Genomic DNA, 17,002 nt, shown 5'->3' with positions numbered 1-17,002 from the left:
TCGCGGTCCCGTCATCCCGACGTGGCATGCGCGCAGCCAATGACGCGATAGGAGAGAGCCGTGTTCGCGCGCACCAAGAGACTGACGTTACGGCCGGGTTGGCCGGAGGATGCGCCTGCTTTGGCGCGGGCGATCGGCCACCAGTCGGTGGTCGCCAAGCTGGCGCGAGCGCCCTGGCCGTATGCGCTGGGCGACGCCGAGGCGTTTCTGGCGCAGCCGCGTGGGCCGCACGACCCACATTTCATGATCGAGACAATGGAAGCGGGCGCGCCGCGACTCGTCGGCGGGATCGGTATCCGCGCGGCGGATGCGGGGCATGAGCTCGGCTATTGGCTGGCGCCGGACGCCTGGGGTCGCGGCTATGCGACCGAGGCTGGCGAGGCGGTGGTGGCGATCGCCCGGCATGCGCTGGGCCTGCGGCGGCTGGATGCGTTTCATTTCGTCGACAACCCGGCGTCGGGGCGCGTGCTGGCGAAGCTCGGGTTTCGACCGACCGGGCGGGTCGAGCCGCGGACATCGCGTGGGCGGGGTGGCGAGGCGCCGGCGGTGATGTTCGAGCTGGATCTGGATGACGACCGATGTGCGCCGATGCCTTTGGCGGCGTGATTTAGACCGCCGTTTCCTGAGCACTTACCACCGCCCCGGCGAAGGCCGGGGCCCAATTGGAAAGGTTGCAGTAACGGAGCGATGTCCCTCGTTAGCACCGTCTCCGAATTGGGCTCCAGCCTCCGCCGGGGTGGATTGATGTCAGTTGGCAGCCTGCGAGTCATGTTCCACAAAGCTCCGTCATCCTGACGAAAGTCAGGATCGAGGGTAACGGGTGCAGTCGCTAATGGCTCTGGATCCTGACTTTCGTCAGGATGACGGGAAAAGGCTCAGGCCACCGCCGCCACCCGCTTAGCCACCGGCAGCACCGCCGCCTCATACTCGCTCTCCGCCAGCCCGATCAGCGCGCGGTCGTCATGCTTCCACGGATGGAACCCCGGCAGGAAATAGGCCGCCCACACACCCGCGACTTTTCGCGCCATCCCCGGATTGCCGAACGCGTACCACGCCATCCGCGCCCACACGCGCGGCCCGGTCAGTCCGTCCTGCCGCAGTAGTTCCGCCATTCCGCGCGCACGCCCGGTGAAGAAGCGCCACGTCGTGATCAGCATCACCTTCGACTTGATCCGCCACCGCAGCAACCGCGGCCAGTCGCGAGTCGCGTGCAGCCAGGTGTCGTAGGCGACGCCCTTGTGCTCGATCTCCTCGGCTGCGTGCCACAGCCACAACGCCGCCGCCTGCTCGTCGCCACCGGCCAGATGCTTCGGGTTGGCGATCAGTTCGTGCGCCAGCATCGCGGTGAAATGCTCGAGCGCAGTCGTCGCGGCGAGGCTGGCGATCTCGGGCTTGTCCTTGGTGATCGCCAACTGCGCATCGACATCGGCCATCAGCGGCGCGACGTCATAGCCCTGGTCGGTGACGTGGCGGTTGAAGGCGACATGCTCGCGGGTGTGGATCACCTCCTGCTTGATGAAGGCGTTGATCTCGGCGTGCAGCTTCGGCGGCGTGCCCTCGCGAAACTTCCGGACGCTATCGACGAAATAGCCCTCGCCCTTGGGAAACGTCACCGACAACGCGTTGTAGAACGCGGTCGCGATCGGATCGTCGTTCAGCCACCAGCGGCGAATCGCGGCGCCACGACCGAAGCGGCGGTCGCGCGGGGTGATCGTCAGATCGGCAGGCGTGGTTGCTTTCGCCACGGAAACCTCCAAACAGGAGTGAACACTCGTTACTTACATTGATGTAAATAGGTTTCCCGGTCTGTGACGTCAACACCGCGCAAGCGCCTCTCCCCTACCGAATCGCGTGAAGCTGCCGTCGAGGCTGCGCGTGCACTGCTCGTCGAGAGCGGGCCCAGCGCGGTCACGTTGAAGGCGGTCGCGGGCCGGATCGGGCGGACGCATGCCAATCTGCTTCACCATTTCGGCTCGGCGGAGGCGCTGCATACTGCGCTGATCACGCGGATGGCGGCGGACATCGTCGGCACGATCGGTGCCGCGGTGCTGCGCGTGCGGGCCGGCGAGCTGGACCCACGCGAAGTCGTCGAGATGACCTTCGATGCGTTCGGCAAGGGCGGCGCGGGGGCGCTGGCGAGCTGGATGATCCTGTCGGGGAATACCGATGCGCTCGACCCGATTCTCACCGCGATCCACGATCTGGTCGACGAGCTCGCGGAAGGCGACATGCCCGGCGACCAGCCGATCCAGGAACAGACGTTAACGCTGGTGCTGATGGCGCTCGGCGATGCACTGATGGGGGCGCCGATGGCGCGCGCGCTGGGATTGCCGGTCGGCAAGGCACGCGAACTGGCGCTCGACGCGCTGCTCGCCAGCAAGGACGCTGCCACCCCTCCCCGCTGCTGACACGCTCGGATCGGGGGCGAATCGCGAGCCGAATCGCAGAGGGTAGAAATTTTTGCCCATTTCGCTATGGGGCGGCGATGCATTTTCTAGACCAAGCCAAGATCTACGTACGTTCGGGTGAGGGCGGCCCCGGTGCCGTCAGCTTCCGCCGCGAGAAATATATCGAATATGGCGGCCCCGACGGCGGCAATGGCGGCAAGGGCGGCGACATCGTGTTCGAATGCATCGCCGGCCTGAACACGCTGATCGACTTCCGCTACACGCAGCATTTCCGCGCGCCCCGCGGCTCGGGTGGATCGGGCTCGAACCGCACCGGCGCGGGCGGCAAGGACCTCGTCATCCGCGTTCCGCTCGGCACGCAGGTGCTGTCGGAGGACAAGGAAGAGGTGCTGATCGACTTCACCGAGGTCGGCCAGCGCGAAGTGCTGTTCCGTGGCGGCGACGGCGGGCGCGGCAATGCGAGCTACAAGACGTCGACAAACCGCACCCCGCGCCAGCACGGCACCGGCTGGCCGTTCGGCGAGGCGTGGGTCTGGCTGCGGCTGAAGCTGCTCGCCGACGCGGGCTTGGTGGGCTTGCCGAATGCGGGCAAGTCGACCTTCATCAACCAAGTGACGAACGCGCAGGCCAAGGTCGGCGAATACGCCTTCACGACGACGCGGCCGCAGCTGGGCGTGGTGCGCCACAAGCAGCGCGAGTTCGTGGTCGCGGATATTCCGGGGCTGATCCAGGGTGCGGCCGAGGGTGCGGGGATCGGCGACCGGTTCCTCGGGCATATCGAGCGCTGCCGGGTGCTGCTACATCTGGTCGATGCGAACGACCGTGACGTGGCCGAATCGTACCGGATCGTGCGCGACGAGCTGGAGAATTACGGCGAGGGACTCACCGACAAGAAGGTGATCGTCGCGCTGAACAAGATCGACATGCTCGACCCGGAGCTGATCGCGGCGCTGTCGGCGGAACTGGCCGAAGCCAGTGGTGCCGAGGTGATGGCGATTTCGGGCGCGAGCGGCGCTGGGATCGAGGCGGTGCTGGACCAGCTGATCGAGGCGATCGGGCCTGCTCCGGGCGCGGCGAAGGAACTGGAAGAAGGCGAAGTGCCGGTCGCATGGTCGCCGCTCTGACGTCTTGCTTAGCCCTCTCCCCTGCGGGGAGAGGGTTGGGTGAGGGGCTGTTCCGGGCGATGTGCTGCTCGGCCGCCCCTCACCCCGGCCCTCTCCCCGAAGGAGAGAGGGAGCAGTGATGTTTCCGCCTTCGTCTTGTACGCGGCTGATCGTTAAGATCGGGTCGGCGTTGCTGGTCGATCCTGACGGAAGCGTTCGGCGGGACTGGCTTACGGGCCTTGTGGCCGACATTGCTGCTCGGACTGGTGAAGGCCAGCAAGTCGCGATCGTGTCATCCGGCGCGATCGCGCTCGGCGCTCGGCGTCTAGGTCTCCCCAAGGGCGGCCGGGCGAGTCTCGAAGACGCGCAAGCCGCAGCCGCCACGGGGCAGATCGCACTCAGCCAGGTCTGGGCCGAACTGCTCGCCGCGCAGGGGCTGAACGCGGCGCAGATGCTGGTCACGCTCGACGACCTCGAAGACCGCCGCCGCTATCTCAACGCCGCCGCGACTCTCAACCGGCTGTTGTCGCTCAAGGTCATCCCCGTCATCAACGAAAACGACAGCGTCGCTACCGAGGAGATCCGGTTCGGCGACAATGATCGTCTCGCCGCACGCGTCGCGCAGGCGGCCGGCGCGCAGGGTGTGATCCTGCTGTCCGATGTCGACGGGCTCTACACCGCGAACCCGCATGCCGATCCGTCCGCAACTCATATCGCCAGCGTCCCGCGCATCGACGCGGTCGCGGGGATGGCGGACGACGGGTCCGGCTCGGGGATGGGCTCGGGCGGGATGGCCTCGAAGATCGCCGCCGCGCGGATCGCGACCGGTGCCGGCATCCCACTATCAATCGCGTCGGGGCGGATCGAGCATCCACTCTCCACCCCTGCCCGCCACACGATCTTCACTGCCGAACGGACTGCATCTGCGCGGAAGGCTTGGCTGGCGGGCGGACTGACCGCGAAGGGTGCGATCCATGTCGATGCGGGGGCTGCGGCGGCGCTCGGCCAGGGGCGGAGTTTGCTTGCTACCGGGGCGACTCGGATTGAGGGCGGCTTCACGCGCGGGGATCTCGTGACGATCGAGGGGCCTGCCGGGACGGTCGCGCGGGGGCTCGCGGAGTATGACGCGGCGGAAACTGCGCGGCTGCTCGGACGGCATAGCGAAGAGCATGCGGCGATCCTTGGCTACGCGCCCCGGTCTGCGCTGGTGCACCGGAATCACTTGGCGCTCCTATGACTAGCGTCGCGGTGTTTACCTCTGGAGCGCTGTCATGATCCTGGCCATCACCGGCGGCACCGGGTTCGTCGGCAGCCACCTGATCGACCATGCGCTGGAGACCGGGCACATTGTCCGTGCGCTCGCCCGGAAGCCCCAGGCCAAGCGTATCGGCGTGACCTGGATCGAAGGCGCGCTCGATCGCCCCAAGAGCCTCGCGACCTTGGTCGAAGGCGCGGACGTGGTGATTCACGTCGCCGGTGTCGTCAACGCCCCCGACCGGGCCGGCTTCGGCAAGGGCAATATCGCCGGCACCGAAGGCATCCTCCAGGCGACGCGGGCGGCGGGCATCCGCCGTTTCGTCCACGTCTCCTCGCTCGCCGCGCGCGAGCCGACGCTGTCGAATTATGGCTGGTCGAAGGCGGAGGCGGAAACGCGCGTCCAGACATCGGGGCTGGACTGGACGATCGTCCGCCCGCCCGCGATCTTCGGCCCGCGCGATCACGAGCTGCTCGACGTCTTCAAGGCGGCACGGTCCGGCTATGTGCCGATGCCCCCGGCCGGCACGCGCGTCTCGTTGCTCTATGTCGAGGACCTGACCGCGCTGCTGCTCGCGCTCGCCGATAGTGCCGATGCGCCGTCGATCATGGAGCCCGACGACGGCGTACCGAACGGTTGGGACAATCGCGACTTCGCACGAGCGATCGGCGCTGCGGTGAACGGGGCGGTGGGCAAGTCGGTCAAGGTTTTCTCGACACCGCGCGCGCTTCTTAAACTGGCATCCGCCGCCGACAGGCTTATCCGCCGCCGCAAGGCCAAGCTGACACGCGACCGGGTCAGCTATTTTTGTCATCCCGACTGGGTCTCGCACAAGCCGCCGCTGGCTGCGCTCTGGACGCCTTCGGTCCCGACCCCACAGGCGCTTGCGCAAACCGCGGCGTGGTATCGCGCCGCCGGGCTGCTATAGCGCCGAAAAGCCGCCGCAATTTCCTGTCAGGGATGTGTGCGACACCGAAGGGAATAGCATGAGCGACCGTCAGCAGATCTACGACACCGTCACCGCGCAGATCGAGCCGTTCAACAAGAAGGGCGTCGCGCTCAGCGATGCGACCACGTTCCAGGGTGACCTGGAGTGGGACAGCCTGACCGTCATGGATTTCGTCGCCGCGATCGAGGACGAATTCGACATCATCATCACGATGAACATGCAGGCCGAGATCGAGACGGTCGGCCAGCTGGTCGATGCGGTCGCGAAGTTGAAGGCCGCCTAACACTACCCTCCCCCGTTCGCCCTGAGCGAAGTCGAAGGGTGCCCCGTGAGGCGAGGCTTCGACTTCGCTCAGCCCGAACGGGGTGGGGGGAAAAGACGACACATTCCAACCTCGTGGAATCTAACATGACCGAAGCCGCCACCACCGCCCACGCCCTCCCCGTCGACGCTCCCGAGGTCGCGCCCGAACGCGATCTCATGTCGAAATTCGAAGCGCTCATCGCCGAACGCGAGGCGCTGATCGCCAGTGGCGTGCGCAATCCGTTCGCGATCGTGATGGACGAGGTGAAGTCGCCCACCCAGGCGGTGATCCGCGGCAAGGACACGATCCTGCTCGGCACCTACAACTACATGGGCATGACCTTCGACCCCGACGTGATCCAGGCGGGCAAGGACGCGCTCGACGCGTTCGGGTCGGGCACCAACGGCAGCCGCATGCTCAACGGCACGTTCCACGATCATGTCGACGTCGAACAGGCGTTGCGCGACTTCTACGACATGACCGGCGCGATCGTGTTCTCGACCGGGTACATGGCCAATCTCGGAATCATCTCGACGCTCGCCGGCAAGGGCGAATACGTCATCCTCGACGCCGACAGCCACGCCTCGATCTACGACGGCTGCAAGCAGGGCAACGCCGAGATCGTCCGCTTCCGCCACAACGACGTGACCGATCTCGACAAGCGCCTCGGTCGCCTGCCGAAGGAGGCCGGCAAGCTGGTGGTGCTCGAAGGCGTTTATTCGATGCTCGGCGACATCGCCCCGCTGAAGGAGATGGTCGCGGTCGCCAAGAAGCATGGCTGCATGGTGCTGGTCGACGAGGCGCATTCGATGGGGTTCTTCGGCCCCAACGGGCGCGGCGTGTACGAGGAGATGGGGCTTACCGACGAGGTCGATTTCGTCGTGGGGACGTTCTCGAAGTCGGTCGGCACGGTCGGCGGGTTCGTCGTGTCGAACCACCCGAAGTTCGAAATGGTGCGGTTCGCCTGCCGTCCGTACATCTTCACCGCCTCGCTGCCGCCGTCGGTGGTCGCCACCGCCGCGACGTCGATCCGCAAACTGATGACCGCACACGACAAGCGCGCACAGCTCTGGAAGAATGCGCGCCGGCTGCACGGCGGGCTGAAGGCGATGGGGTTCAAGCTCGGCACGGAAACGTCGGATTCGGCGATCATCGCGGTGATCCTGACCGACCAGCAACAGGCGATCGCGATCTGGCAGTCGCTGCTGGAGGGCGGGCTGTACGTGAACATGGCGCGCCCGCCCGCGACGCCTGCGGGGACGTTCCTGCTGCGGTGCTCGCTGTGCGCGGAGCATACCGACGAGCAGGTCACGACGATTTTGGAAATGTTCGAAGCGGCTGGACGTGCGGTTGGGGTGATCGGCTGACCCGCTAACGATCAGGAGGTAAGTCTCGTACTGAAACCTCGTCATCCTGACGAAAGTCAGGACCCAGGGTCACGAACGCCGCGATGCTTGGCTCTGGGTCCTGACTTTCGTCAGGATGACGGCGTCTTTGGGTCGATGCGTGCGCCAGAAAAGCCAATCCCCCCAAAAAATCGAAATCATTGCGCGACTGCGACGGCGCGCTAGGGTGCGTGCGTGATGCGAAGCGAGGCCCAGACCGCGGCCCTGGGGGGCGGAGCGACCTGGCGGACCGTCACGCTGGTCGTGATGGGGCTGCTCGGCGCGATGGTGCTTGTCGCCCTCATCGTGACGCTCGGCAACGCCAACCGCCAGCGCGACCGCGCACTCGAACTGCAGGCGCACAGCTACGACGTGATGATTCTGGCGCGCACGCTGTCGGGAACGATCGCGCGGTCGGAGGCGTCGCTCGGGCGGTACGTGATCAGCGGCGACAAGCAGCTCGGCCAGTTGTATTTCGACGAATGGCTGCTGGCGGGCACGCAAATCGACCGGCTCGACCGCATCACCAACGACAATCCCGAACAGCAACCGCGGATCGACCGCCTGCGCGCCGCTTATGATGCGCGCGGGCGAGAGCTGTCGATGACCGCGCTCAACACGAGCTACGGCAAGAACGGGCAAGCGCTCGCGCGCTATTACCAGGCGCGGAAAGCACCGACGCTCATCGAGATCAACACGACGCTCGACACGCTGATCGCCGGCGAGCGCGCGCTGCTCGATCAGCGGACGGCGGCGGCGATGGGGTCGGTCGAGCGGTCCAGCTGGGTCGCGGGCGTGCTCGCGATATTCGGCGTACTGATCGTGCTGGGCGCGATCCTGCTGGGCTGGTTCACGATCCGCGCGGTCGGCGAGCGTGCCTCCGCGCTCGCCGACGCCGAACTGGAACGCAAGCGGGCCGACGAGCTGACCGCCGCCGTCGCAGCCGCCACCGCGGAACTGCGCGTGCAGGAGGCCAAGCTGCGTCAAATCCAGAAAATGGAAGCGGTCGGCCAGCTCACCGGTGGGATCGCGCACGACTTCAACAACATGCTGGCGGTAGTGCTGGGCGGGCTGGAGCTTGCCCGGCGCAGCGTCGCCGCCGATCCGATGACGGCGCGTCGGCACATCGACAGCGCCACCGAAGGCGCAAACCGCGCTGCTGCGCTCACCCGCCGCCTCCTCGCCTTCAGCCGCGAGGATTCGCTGAAGCCCGAGCCGATCGACGCCGCCGCGCTGGTCGCGGGCATGTCCGACCTGCTCGACCGGACGCTGGGCGATGCGATCACATTGGTGGCGCGAGACGAAGCTGCAGGCTGTTGCGTGCGCGCCGATCGTGTCCAACTGGAGAACGCGGTCCTCAACCTCGCGGTCAACGCGCGCGATGCGATGAACGGCCGAGGCACGCTGACGATCGTTACCGGCGCAACCACGCTGGCGGCGGAACAGGTCGGGCGGTGCGCGGCGGGCGATTACGTGACGATCATGGTTGCGGACGATGGCTGCGGCATGACACCCGACGTCGCCGAGCGCGTATTCGAGCCGTTCTTCACAACCAAGGAAGTCGGCAAGGGCACCGGGCTCGGCCTCAGCCAGATCTTTGCGCTCGTCCAGCAGTTGCAGGGCGAGGTCGGGATCGTCTCGGCGCCAAATGAAGGGACTGCGGTCACGCTCTATTTGCCGCGCGTCGTCGACGTCATGGCCGCCCCCACGCCCGCGCTGCCGACCGAGGTCGTACCCGCCGTACCGGCGCCCCCCGCGATGCTCGATATCCTCGTCGTCGAGGATGATCCGCGCGTCCTGACCGCGACGATCGGCGCGCTGGAGGAGATCGGCCACCGCGCAATTCCCTGCGACGACCCGCTCGCCGCACCCGCCCTTCTGGCGGCGAACCCGGCGATCGGGCTGATCATCTCCGACGTGCTGATGCCGCGCCAGACCGGCCCCGAAATGATCGCCGCGCTCTCCCCGCTCTATCCGCACATCGCCGTGCTGTTCGTCACCGGCTTTGCGGGCGAGGTGAACGTCGCGCAGTTCGGTGGCCACGACGTGCTGCGCAAACCCTTCACGTTGAACGGTCTGGAGCGCGCCGTGGCGACGGCAATCGCAGCGGATCGCACCAACTCCACGGCCACCGCTCAGCGCGATCCGGTCGCCGCGGAATGATCGTTCACTGATGCGGCGATAGGGGATGACGCTTCGCCCCTGCCCCTCTATACCCGCGCGACCCAGCAGACCGAGCCCAACCCGCGCATGAAATCCATCGACCGCTACATGGCCCGGCTGATCGCGGTGCCGCTGTTCTCGACGCTGCTGATCGCCGTCATGCTGTTTGTGCTCGATCGCATGCTCGGGCTGTTCAATTTCGTCGCGACGCAGGGCGGTCCGATCAGCGTCGTGTGGCGAATGCTCGCCAATCTGCTGCCCGAATATCTCGGGCTCGGCATTCCGATCGGGCTGATGCTCGGCATCCTGCTCGCGTTCCGCCGGCTTTCGACTTCGTCCGAGCTGGACGTGCTGCGCGGTGTCGGCATGAGCTACAACCGGCTGCTGCGCGTGCCATACATGTACACGATCGCGCTGGCGCTGCTGAACCTGGCGATCGTCGGCTACGTCCAGCCGATCGCCCGCTATTATTACGAGGGGTTGCGGTTCGAGTTGCGCACCGGTGCGCTCGGCGCGTCGATCAAGGTCGGCGAGTTCACCAATCTCGGCCAGCGGATGACGCTGCGGATCGAGGAGAGCAAGGACAAGGGCCGCGAACTGTCGGGCATCTTCGTCCATGCGTCGACCCAGACTGGCGATTGGCTGGGCGTCACCGCGGAGAAGGGCAAGTTTCTGGCGACCGACGATCCCAACGTCATCACCTTCCGGCTCGCGAACGGCACGCTCGTCCACAACAAGCCCGAGTTCAAGACACCCCGCGTTTTGACCTTCACCAGCCACGATCTGCCGATCAACCTGCCCAAGTTCGAGAGTTTTCGTGTCCGTGGCGGGCGTAATCTCGAATATACGCTGCCTGAGCTGGCCAAGCAGGGTCAGCGCGGCGCGACGCTGGAGCAACGCGACGGCAGCCGATCGGAGTTCCACTTCCGCCTTGCCGAGGTCGCGACGATGTTCCTGTTGCCGCTGCTCGCGCTCGCGCTCGGGGTGCCGCCCAAGCGATCCTCGTCCGCGCTCGGGGTGTTCCTGTCGATCGTGATGATCGTCACCTATCACAAGGTGAACCAATATGCCGCGGACGTCGGCGAACTCGGCCGGATCGACCCGATCATCGCGCTGTGGGTGCCGTTCACGATCTTCGCCGGGCTGATCCTGTGGATGTACTACACCATCGCCTACGTCCCCGGCGGGCAACCGATCGGCGCGCTCGAACGCGTCTTCTCGAAGACGTTCAAGGCCATCACCAAGCGCATTCCGGGCTTCCGGCCTAAGTCGCAGACGAGCAAGACCGCATGAAAACCGTCAGCTTCTTCCCGTCGCGCACGGTCGCGATCTACATGGGGCGGATGTTCCTGGTGCGGACGTTCGCCGTACTGGCCGCGCTCGTCCTGGTGCTCCAGGCGCTCGACCTGCTGAGCGAGTCGGGCGACATTCTCGCTTTTCCCGGCAATGGCGACGCGCAGATCTGGCAATATGTCGCTCTGCGCGTGCCGCAGATCGTGTCGCGGTTCCTGCCCTTCTCGGTGCTGCTGGGAACGATCCTGACGCTGATCACGATGAACCAGAATAGCGAGATCGTCGCGCTGAAGGGCTCGGGGCTCTCCGCGCATCAGGTGCTCGCGCCGCTGCTGGTGGCGAGCCTCGGCGTGGCGGTGATCAGTTTCGTGTTCAACGACCGGGTCGTGGCGCGCTCGACCGCGACACTGAACCAGTGGCAGAAGGTGAATTACGGCAAGCTGCCGATCGATCGCGGCGACCGCGCGAACGTGTGGGTGCGCGACGGCGACGATTTGATCGAGGTCGCGCAGATCCGCGGGCGCGGCGATGCGACCCGGCTTGGCGGGATCACGCTGTACGATCGGACCGGCGGCAACCTCGTTGCCATCCTGCGCGCCGATCACGGCAAGCTCGCGCCCGGTGGCGGCTGGCTGATCGGGCCGGCGACGCGGTTCGACGTAGCGCGCGGTTCGGTCACCAATCTCGGCTCGGTGGTGATCGCGAAGGACGTGCGACCGGATCAGTTCACGCTGGCGAGCGTCGATGCGGACGGGCTGTCATTCGGTGCGCTGAAGGCGGCCATCGGCGACCTGTCCGACGCGGGGCGGCCGACCAAGGCGCTCGAGGGGTCGTTGTGGCACAAGCTGTCGGGGCCGCTGTCGTCGGTGCTGATGCCGTTGCTCGGCGCGGTCGCGGCGTTCGGCATCGCCCGATCCGGCAAGCTGTTCGTGCGCGCGGTGATCGGTATGGGGCTGGGGTTCGCGTTCTTCGTCGCGGATAATTTCGCGTTGGCGATGGGCAATCTTGGGGCTTATCCGCCGTTTCTCGCCGCTTGGGCGCCGTTCCTGCTGTTCTTCCTGATCGGCGAAGCTGTGCTGATCCGGTCCGAGGAATGACCGGACGGCATCCTGCTAGTCCTTGTTCTCCCGTGAAGGCGGGAGCCCAGTCTGGGTCCCCGCCTTCGCGGGGAAACAAGCTTAGATCAGCGGCGCACCATCGTGCTGCGGGCGATCTTGCTCACCAGCCCCGGCAACCCCGGATAGCTCGCCTTGTGATACGGCGACATCGCGTCCAGCTCGGCCGAAATCCGGCGATGCGCCTCGCCCAGCGCATGATAGGGCAGCCCCGGCAGCAGGTGATGCAGCGCGTGGTAGCGCAGTCCGACCGGCGCCCACAGCGCGGGCAGCAACGCCGGCGGCGGCACGTTGACCGTGTCGAGATACTGCGCCGTCACCGTCATCGGCTCGCCGTCATTCTCCCAAAGATGCGCGACGAGGGTGCGGACCTGATTGAGCACCGCGAACGCAGAGGCGACGCCCAGGATCGTCAGGAACGCACGCAGCGGCAGCACGCCCGTCACCGTGATCGCGATCAGCGTGATCGCCCACAGGCTCGCCGCAACCTCGAGGCGGTTCCAATAGGCCTTCGCCTCACCCTCGGGCGCACGACGGCGGAATTGCGGGTTGATCGCCAGCGCCGAATAGCGCTCGACGACCATCGTCCGCAGCTTCGGCGAGAGCAGCGAAAGCGGTGACAGGATCGCGAACCGGATGATCAGCGCGATCGGCGCCAGAGCCGACACGACGATGAACAGCGGCAACGTCCACGGCTTCATCAGCGCCAGCGGCAGATATTCGGGATCCTCAACCGTGCCATAGCGCGTCTTGGCGTGATGGAGGTTGTGCACCCCCTCATACATGAATGACGGCGTCAGCATCGGCACGCCGACGAGAATGTTCCAGCCGAGCCGGAAGTTCGGTACCGAGGCATGCTTCATGTGGCTGACTTCGTGGATGAAGCTCAGCCCGCGGTACAGCCCGAGCACCGACGCGATCGCGGCGATCACCGCCACCGCCGTCGAGTCGCTCGTCGCCGCCACGAACAGCGCGCCATAGCCCAGCACCATCGACGCGATAAGGTCGCCCCAATACACCGCCGGCCGTGGCTTCACGAGATCGCGCGTCAGGTCCGCCGCAGCGCGCAGCATCGGCTTGTCGTCGGCGATACGCACAACACCCGCACCGGGTGTTGCTGGGGCTGGAGCGGCCGTGCCGCGAGCGAGGCTGAGCGAGGTATCCATGGGCATGTCCATTGCCCGAAGATAGTGGCCGCAGCGTGGCATTTACAGGTTGCGCGCTTGTCTCGGCGCGAGGAAACCCGATCACTCTGACCGGCTGCCGCGATGACGCACGTGTCACTCGCCTTTACGCCGGACGCTGGCTAGACACGCGCGACTGCGTTTTCGGGAACGACACATGGCTAAGCTTACGATCCGTCCGGTCGAGACGAAGAAGGACCGGAAAATCTTCATCGATCTCCCGTTCCGACTTTACGCCGACGATCCCAACTGGGTGCCGCCGCTGAAGTCCGAGGCGCTCGGGCTGATCACGCCCGACAAGAACGGCTGGTTCAGCCATGCCAAGGCGCAATTGTTCCTCGCCGAGGAGGACGGCCGGGTCGTCGGCCGCATCTCCGCGCACATCGATACGCTCGCGCTGACGATGCCGCCCGAGCAGGGCTTCGGTCCCGGCGTCGGCCAATGGGGGCTGATGGAAGCCGAACGGCAGGACATCTTCCAGGCGCTGCTCGCCCGCGCCGAGGACTGGCTGCGTGAGCAAGGCATGACGCGCGTGCTCGGGCCGATCAGCATGTCGATCTGGGAGGAGCCGGGGCTGCTGATCGACGGTTACGATCATCCGCCGACGATCATGATGGGCCACGCCAAGCGCGAATATCGCGGCTGGATCGAATGGGCGCAGTATCGCCCGGTCAAGCGGCTGATGACCTACGAGGTCGACGTCACGAAGCAATTCCCACCGATCGTCCAGCGGATCATCAAGTCGGGCGAGAAGAACCCGCGGATCACCGTCCGCAACGTCGACAAGACCAAGTTCGAGGAAGAGGCGGCGATCATCCTGTCTATCCTCAACGACGCGTGGCGCGACAATTGGGGGTTCGTGCCCTTGACCCCTCCGGAGATCAAGGACGTTGGCGTCAAGCTGAAGCCGATCGTCTTCAACGACCTGATCCGGATCGCCGAGCTGGACGGCAAGCCGGTCGCGTTCATGATCACGCTTCCCGACCTGAACGAGGCGATCAAGCCGCTGAACGGCAGCCTGCTCCCGTTCGGCTGGGCGAAACTGTTGTGGTGGCTGCGCAAGCCCAAGGTGCGGACGGTGCGCGTGCCGCTGATGGGCGTGGTGAAGGAGTTGCAGGCGTCGCGGATGGCGAGCCAGCTGGCCTTCATGATGATCGAATATATCCGCCGTGCGTCGGTCGAGCATTATGATGCGAAGCGCGCGGAAATCGGCTGGATTCTGGACGACAACCAGGGGATGCGGTCGATCGCGGAGACGATCGAGAGCCGGGTTAACAAGGTGTACCAGGTGTACGAGCGGCCGCTCTAGGGGGCCAAGGCCGCTGAACGTCGCAGCGAGGGAAAGGCCGCTAAAGGTTGTCATCCTGACGAAAGTCAGGACCCAGAGCCCAACAGAGCAGCATTCTGAACCCTGGGTCCTGACTTTCGTCAGGATGACGGGAGGCGTCAGTATGACGCAGGGCGCGCGGCCCTACTCCCGCTTCCCCCTGCCGAACGGCATCTTCAGCGTCACCGCGCCCCCCTGCCCGCTCGCACCGGGCAGTTCGGTACGAATGGCGTGGACATTGCCCGTTCCTCCCCCCGGCAGCCGAAACGACAGCGGATCGCCGCGCGCAGGCTGGACGGGCTCGGCCAGTTTGGCGACGCGCTGATCGGTCGGCCGCGCGCAGACGACGATCTCGCCATCGGGATCAGCCTGTACCGGACACGCCATCGTCGCCCGCGGCGCGCGCTTGCGCAGTTCCGGCGGGAGCGGCGGCCCGGCTATCGCTTGCAGCAGGAGCAAGCCGACCAGCATCTAGAACCTCCGCGATAACCCGGCATACACCCGCGCGTCGGGCGTATCGTGGTTCAGCCCGGCCGCGCCGAACATGTCGAACTGGAGATCATCGTTCGCCATCCACGCCAGCGAGAGCGCGGCGAGCGCCTGCGTCGCATGCTTCTCCGGATCGTTGTCGCGCAACGCCTGTAATTCGCCGGTCAGCGTAACGGTCTTGGCGACCTCGACCGACAGGCCGGCTGTCGAGCTATACGCGAGATGCCGACCATTGCCGTCCTGGTCGACCGCCGCATCGATCTCCGGCGTCAGGTCGAGCGATACCGAATCCGACAGTTCGTAGGTCAACGGCACGAGAAACCCCGCGCCCCAGTCGCCCGCGTCGATCGACGACCGCCCGACCGGCAGCGTCACGAACGGCAGCACCGATACCGACAGGTCCGAGCCGTCCGGGTGGTGGAGGTTCGCCTTCATCCCGAGCGAAACATCGCCGACCCCGTTCACCGAATCGATCCCGCTCGGGTCGCGAATCCGGTCATGCCCGAACGGCGTCCAGCCGATCCGCGCCTCGATCGTGTCGCTGACGCCGACGCGGACTAGCGTGTCGCCAAACAGGATGCTGTCCTCGCGCGAGCGCGGCTGGTCGTCGCGCGTCCAGTCGGCCAGCGACGTCTCGACCGAAATGCGCCCCGGTGCGATCGTGCAGGCAGGCGTATCGAGACCCGGCCGATCCGGGCAGTATTCGCGCTCCTGCGCCGATGCCGTACCCGAGAAGCCAACACTCGCAACCAAAACACCCGCCAGCGCGACGCGGATTAGGCGCGTCAACGCAACCGGACCCAGGTCGGCGCGTGGTCGCTGGCTTTTTCGCGGCCGCGATAGGCCTTGTCGACGCCGGCATCGATCATCCGGTCGGCGGCCTGCGGGCTGAGCAGCAGGTGATCGATCCGGAACCCTGCGTCGCGCTGCCATGCGCCGGCCTGGTAATCCCAGAACGTCCAGACGCCACCCTTGGGGAATTGCGTGCGGAGCGCATCGGTCCAGCCTTGTGCGACGAGCGCACGGTAATGCTCACGGCTTTCGGGCTGCATCAGCGCATCATCCTGCATCGCGCGGATCGAGTAGGTGTCGTCGTCGTTGGCGATGACGTTGTAGTCGCCCGCGAGGATCGCCGGCTTTTCCTCGGCCAGCAGCACGCGCGCACGGTCGGCGAGGCGGTCCATCCAACGCAGTTTATAGTCGAACTTCGGGCCCGGCTGCGGATTGCCGTTGGGGAGATACAGCGCGGCCACGATCAGGCCGTCGATTTCCGCCTCGATGTAGCGGCTGTGCTCGTCCTCGGGTTCGCCTTCCAAGCCGCGCTGGCGGACGACGGGCGTGCCGCTCTTTGCGAGGATCGCGACGCCGTTCCACGCCTTCTGGCCGTGCCAGACTGCGCCGTAGCCGACCGCTTCTATGTCCGCGATCGGGAAGGTGTCGTCGCTCGACTTGAGTTCCTGAAGACAGACGATGTCGGGTTGTTCTTCGACGAGATACTCGATCAGCCGCGGCAACCGCGCTTTGATGCCGTTGACGTTGTACGTGACGATTTTCATGGGGCGGATCAGACCGAGAAGCTGGAGCCGCAGCCGCAACCCGATGCGGCGTTGGGATTCTCGACCTTGAACGCGGCGCCAGCGAGCGACTCGACGTAATCGACCGCACACCCGCGGACGAGATCGATGCTGACGCTGTCGACGACGAGCTTCACGCCGTCATGCTCGGCGATGACGTCATCGGATTCGACTGAGTCGGCGAACCCGAATTTATACTGGAACCCGGAACAGCCACCGCCATCGACCGAGAGCCGGAGGATGGCCGGCTTCCCCTGTTTGACGGCGATCGCCGCGACGCGCGCCGCAGCGGAGGGGGTGAGGATGATGTCGGGAGCCAGCGTTGCCATCGCTTGGAGATAGGGGGTTGGGGGAGCGGCGGCAACCTTGGGGTTAGCGTCCGGAAGGTTCCGAGATCGGCATCCGTGGCTCGCCCGTAGGACCGGCGCTGCTGCCTGGGCGTAGGATCGGCAC

At 66.1% G+C, this 17,002-nt stretch carries 17 protein-coding genes; 11 read left to right on the top strand and 6 right to left on the bottom strand.

Annotated elements, in window-relative coordinates:
* Positions 1-60: 60 nt before the first annotated feature.
* Positions 61-606, top strand: a complete 546-nt coding sequence (locus SPHN_RS09690; RefSeq protein WP_248522932.1) for a GNAT family N-acetyltransferase — start codon at positions 61-63, stop codon at positions 604-606.
* A gap of 269 nt (positions 607-875) precedes the next feature.
* Here the strand turns inward: SPHN_RS09690 and SPHN_RS09685 are convergent, their stop codons facing one another.
* Positions 876-1,745 carry a metal-dependent hydrolase gene (locus SPHN_RS09685; protein ID WP_248522931.1) on the bottom strand — a complete coding sequence of 290 codons (870 nt, stop codon included), beginning with the start codon at positions 1,743-1,745 and terminating at the stop codon, positions 876-878.
* 63 nt (positions 1,746-1,808) lie between these two features.
* Between SPHN_RS09685 and SPHN_RS09680 the strand changes: the two genes are divergently transcribed.
* The 9 genes from SPHN_RS09680 (at position 1,809) to lptG (ending at position 11,957) form a co-directional block, all read left to right on the top strand.
* Entirely contained in the window at positions 1,809-2,408 is a 600-nt protein-coding gene (locus tag SPHN_RS09680) for a TetR/AcrR family transcriptional regulator (RefSeq protein WP_248522930.1), read from the top strand.
* Positions 2,409-2,485: 77 nt separating this feature from the next.
* The gene (gene obgE / locus SPHN_RS09675) at positions 2,486-3,532 is read left to right on the top strand and encodes a GTPase ObgE (protein ID WP_056055836.1); all 1,047 of its coding nucleotides are present in this window, start codon (positions 2,486-2,488) and stop codon (positions 3,530-3,532) included.
* 118 nt (positions 3,533-3,650) lie between these two features.
* Positions 3,651-4,748: a glutamate 5-kinase gene (proB, locus tag SPHN_RS09670; RefSeq protein WP_248522929.1), complete on the top strand. Its 1,098-nt coding sequence runs from the start codon at positions 3,651-3,653 to the stop codon at positions 4,746-4,748.
* A 34-nt stretch (positions 4,749-4,782) separates the two neighbouring features.
* The gene (locus SPHN_RS09665; RefSeq protein ID WP_248522928.1) at positions 4,783-5,694 is read left to right on the top strand and encodes an NAD-dependent epimerase/dehydratase family protein; all 912 of its coding nucleotides are present in this window, start codon (positions 4,783-4,785) and stop codon (positions 5,692-5,694) included.
* A 58-nt stretch (positions 5,695-5,752) separates the two neighbouring features.
* On the top strand, positions 5,753-5,998 hold the full coding sequence (locus tag SPHN_RS09660) for an acyl carrier protein (RefSeq protein WP_031394130.1): 246 nt from the start codon (positions 5,753-5,755) through the stop codon (positions 5,996-5,998).
* A 125-nt stretch (positions 5,999-6,123) separates the two neighbouring features.
* Complete coding sequence (gene spt / locus SPHN_RS09655) at positions 6,124-7,386, top strand: serine palmitoyltransferase (RefSeq protein WP_248522927.1); 1,263 nt, start codon at positions 6,124-6,126, stop codon at positions 7,384-7,386.
* Positions 7,387-7,602: 216 nt separating this feature from the next.
* On the top strand, positions 7,603-9,567 hold the full coding sequence (locus SPHN_RS09650; protein ID WP_248522926.1) for an ATP-binding protein: 1,965 nt from the start codon (positions 7,603-7,605) through the stop codon (positions 9,565-9,567).
* A gap of 87 nt (positions 9,568-9,654) precedes the next feature.
* Positions 9,655-10,860, top strand: coding sequence for an LPS export ABC transporter permease LptF (gene lptF, locus SPHN_RS09645; RefSeq protein ID WP_248522925.1), 1,206 nt, complete (start codon positions 9,655-9,657; stop codon positions 10,858-10,860).
* On the top strand, positions 10,857-11,957 hold the full coding sequence (gene lptG / locus SPHN_RS09640; RefSeq protein WP_248522924.1) for an LPS export ABC transporter permease LptG: 1,101 nt from the start codon (positions 10,857-10,859) through the stop codon (positions 11,955-11,957). The genes lptF and lptG overlap by 4 nt, the downstream gene beginning before the upstream one ends.
* 86 nt (positions 11,958-12,043) lie before the next feature.
* Here lptG and SPHN_RS09635 read toward each other — a convergent pair whose 3' ends face one another.
* Positions 12,044-13,141, bottom strand: coding sequence for a fatty acid desaturase family protein (locus tag SPHN_RS09635; protein ID WP_248522923.1), 1,098 nt, complete (start codon positions 13,139-13,141; stop codon positions 12,044-12,046).
* 175 nt (positions 13,142-13,316) lie between these two features.
* On the opposite strand from SPHN_RS09635, the gene SPHN_RS09630 reads away from it, so the two are divergent.
* Positions 13,317-14,468 (top strand): GNAT family N-acetyltransferase, encoded by a 1,152-nt coding sequence (locus SPHN_RS09630; protein ID WP_248522922.1) that lies wholly within the window; start codon positions 13,317-13,319, stop codon positions 14,466-14,468.
* Positions 14,469-14,630: 162 nt separating this feature from the next.
* On the opposite strand, the gene SPHN_RS09625 is transcribed toward SPHN_RS09630, so the two are convergent.
* The 4 genes from SPHN_RS09625 to erpA are packed head-to-tail and all read right to left on the bottom strand — an operon-like array spanning position 14,631 to position 16,878.
* Positions 14,631-14,957, bottom strand: a complete 327-nt coding sequence (locus tag SPHN_RS09625) for a hypothetical protein (protein ID WP_248522921.1) — start codon at positions 14,955-14,957, stop codon at positions 14,631-14,633.
* Positions 14,958-15,764 carry a transporter gene (locus SPHN_RS09620; RefSeq protein ID WP_248522920.1) on the bottom strand — a complete coding sequence of 269 codons (807 nt, stop codon included), beginning with the start codon at positions 15,762-15,764 and terminating at the stop codon, positions 14,958-14,960.
* Entirely contained in the window at positions 15,761-16,531 is a 771-nt protein-coding gene (gene xth / locus SPHN_RS09615) for an exodeoxyribonuclease III (RefSeq protein WP_248522919.1), read from the bottom strand. The genes SPHN_RS09620 and xth overlap by 4 nt, the downstream gene beginning before the upstream one ends.
* 8 nt (positions 16,532-16,539) lie before the next feature.
* Complete coding sequence (erpA, locus tag SPHN_RS09610) at positions 16,540-16,878, bottom strand: iron-sulfur cluster insertion protein ErpA (protein WP_187504898.1); 339 nt, start codon at positions 16,876-16,878, stop codon at positions 16,540-16,542.
* Positions 16,879-17,002 lie beyond the last annotated feature (124 nt).

The sequence above is a fragment of the Sphingomonas faeni genome, from assembly GCF_023195535.1.
In the GTDB taxonomy this organism is placed as follows: Bacteria; Pseudomonadota; Alphaproteobacteria; order Sphingomonadales; family Sphingomonadaceae; genus Sphingomonas; species Sphingomonas faeni_B.
Note: the sequence above shows the minus strand (reverse complement) of the source record. Positions and strands in the feature narration are given on the sequence as shown.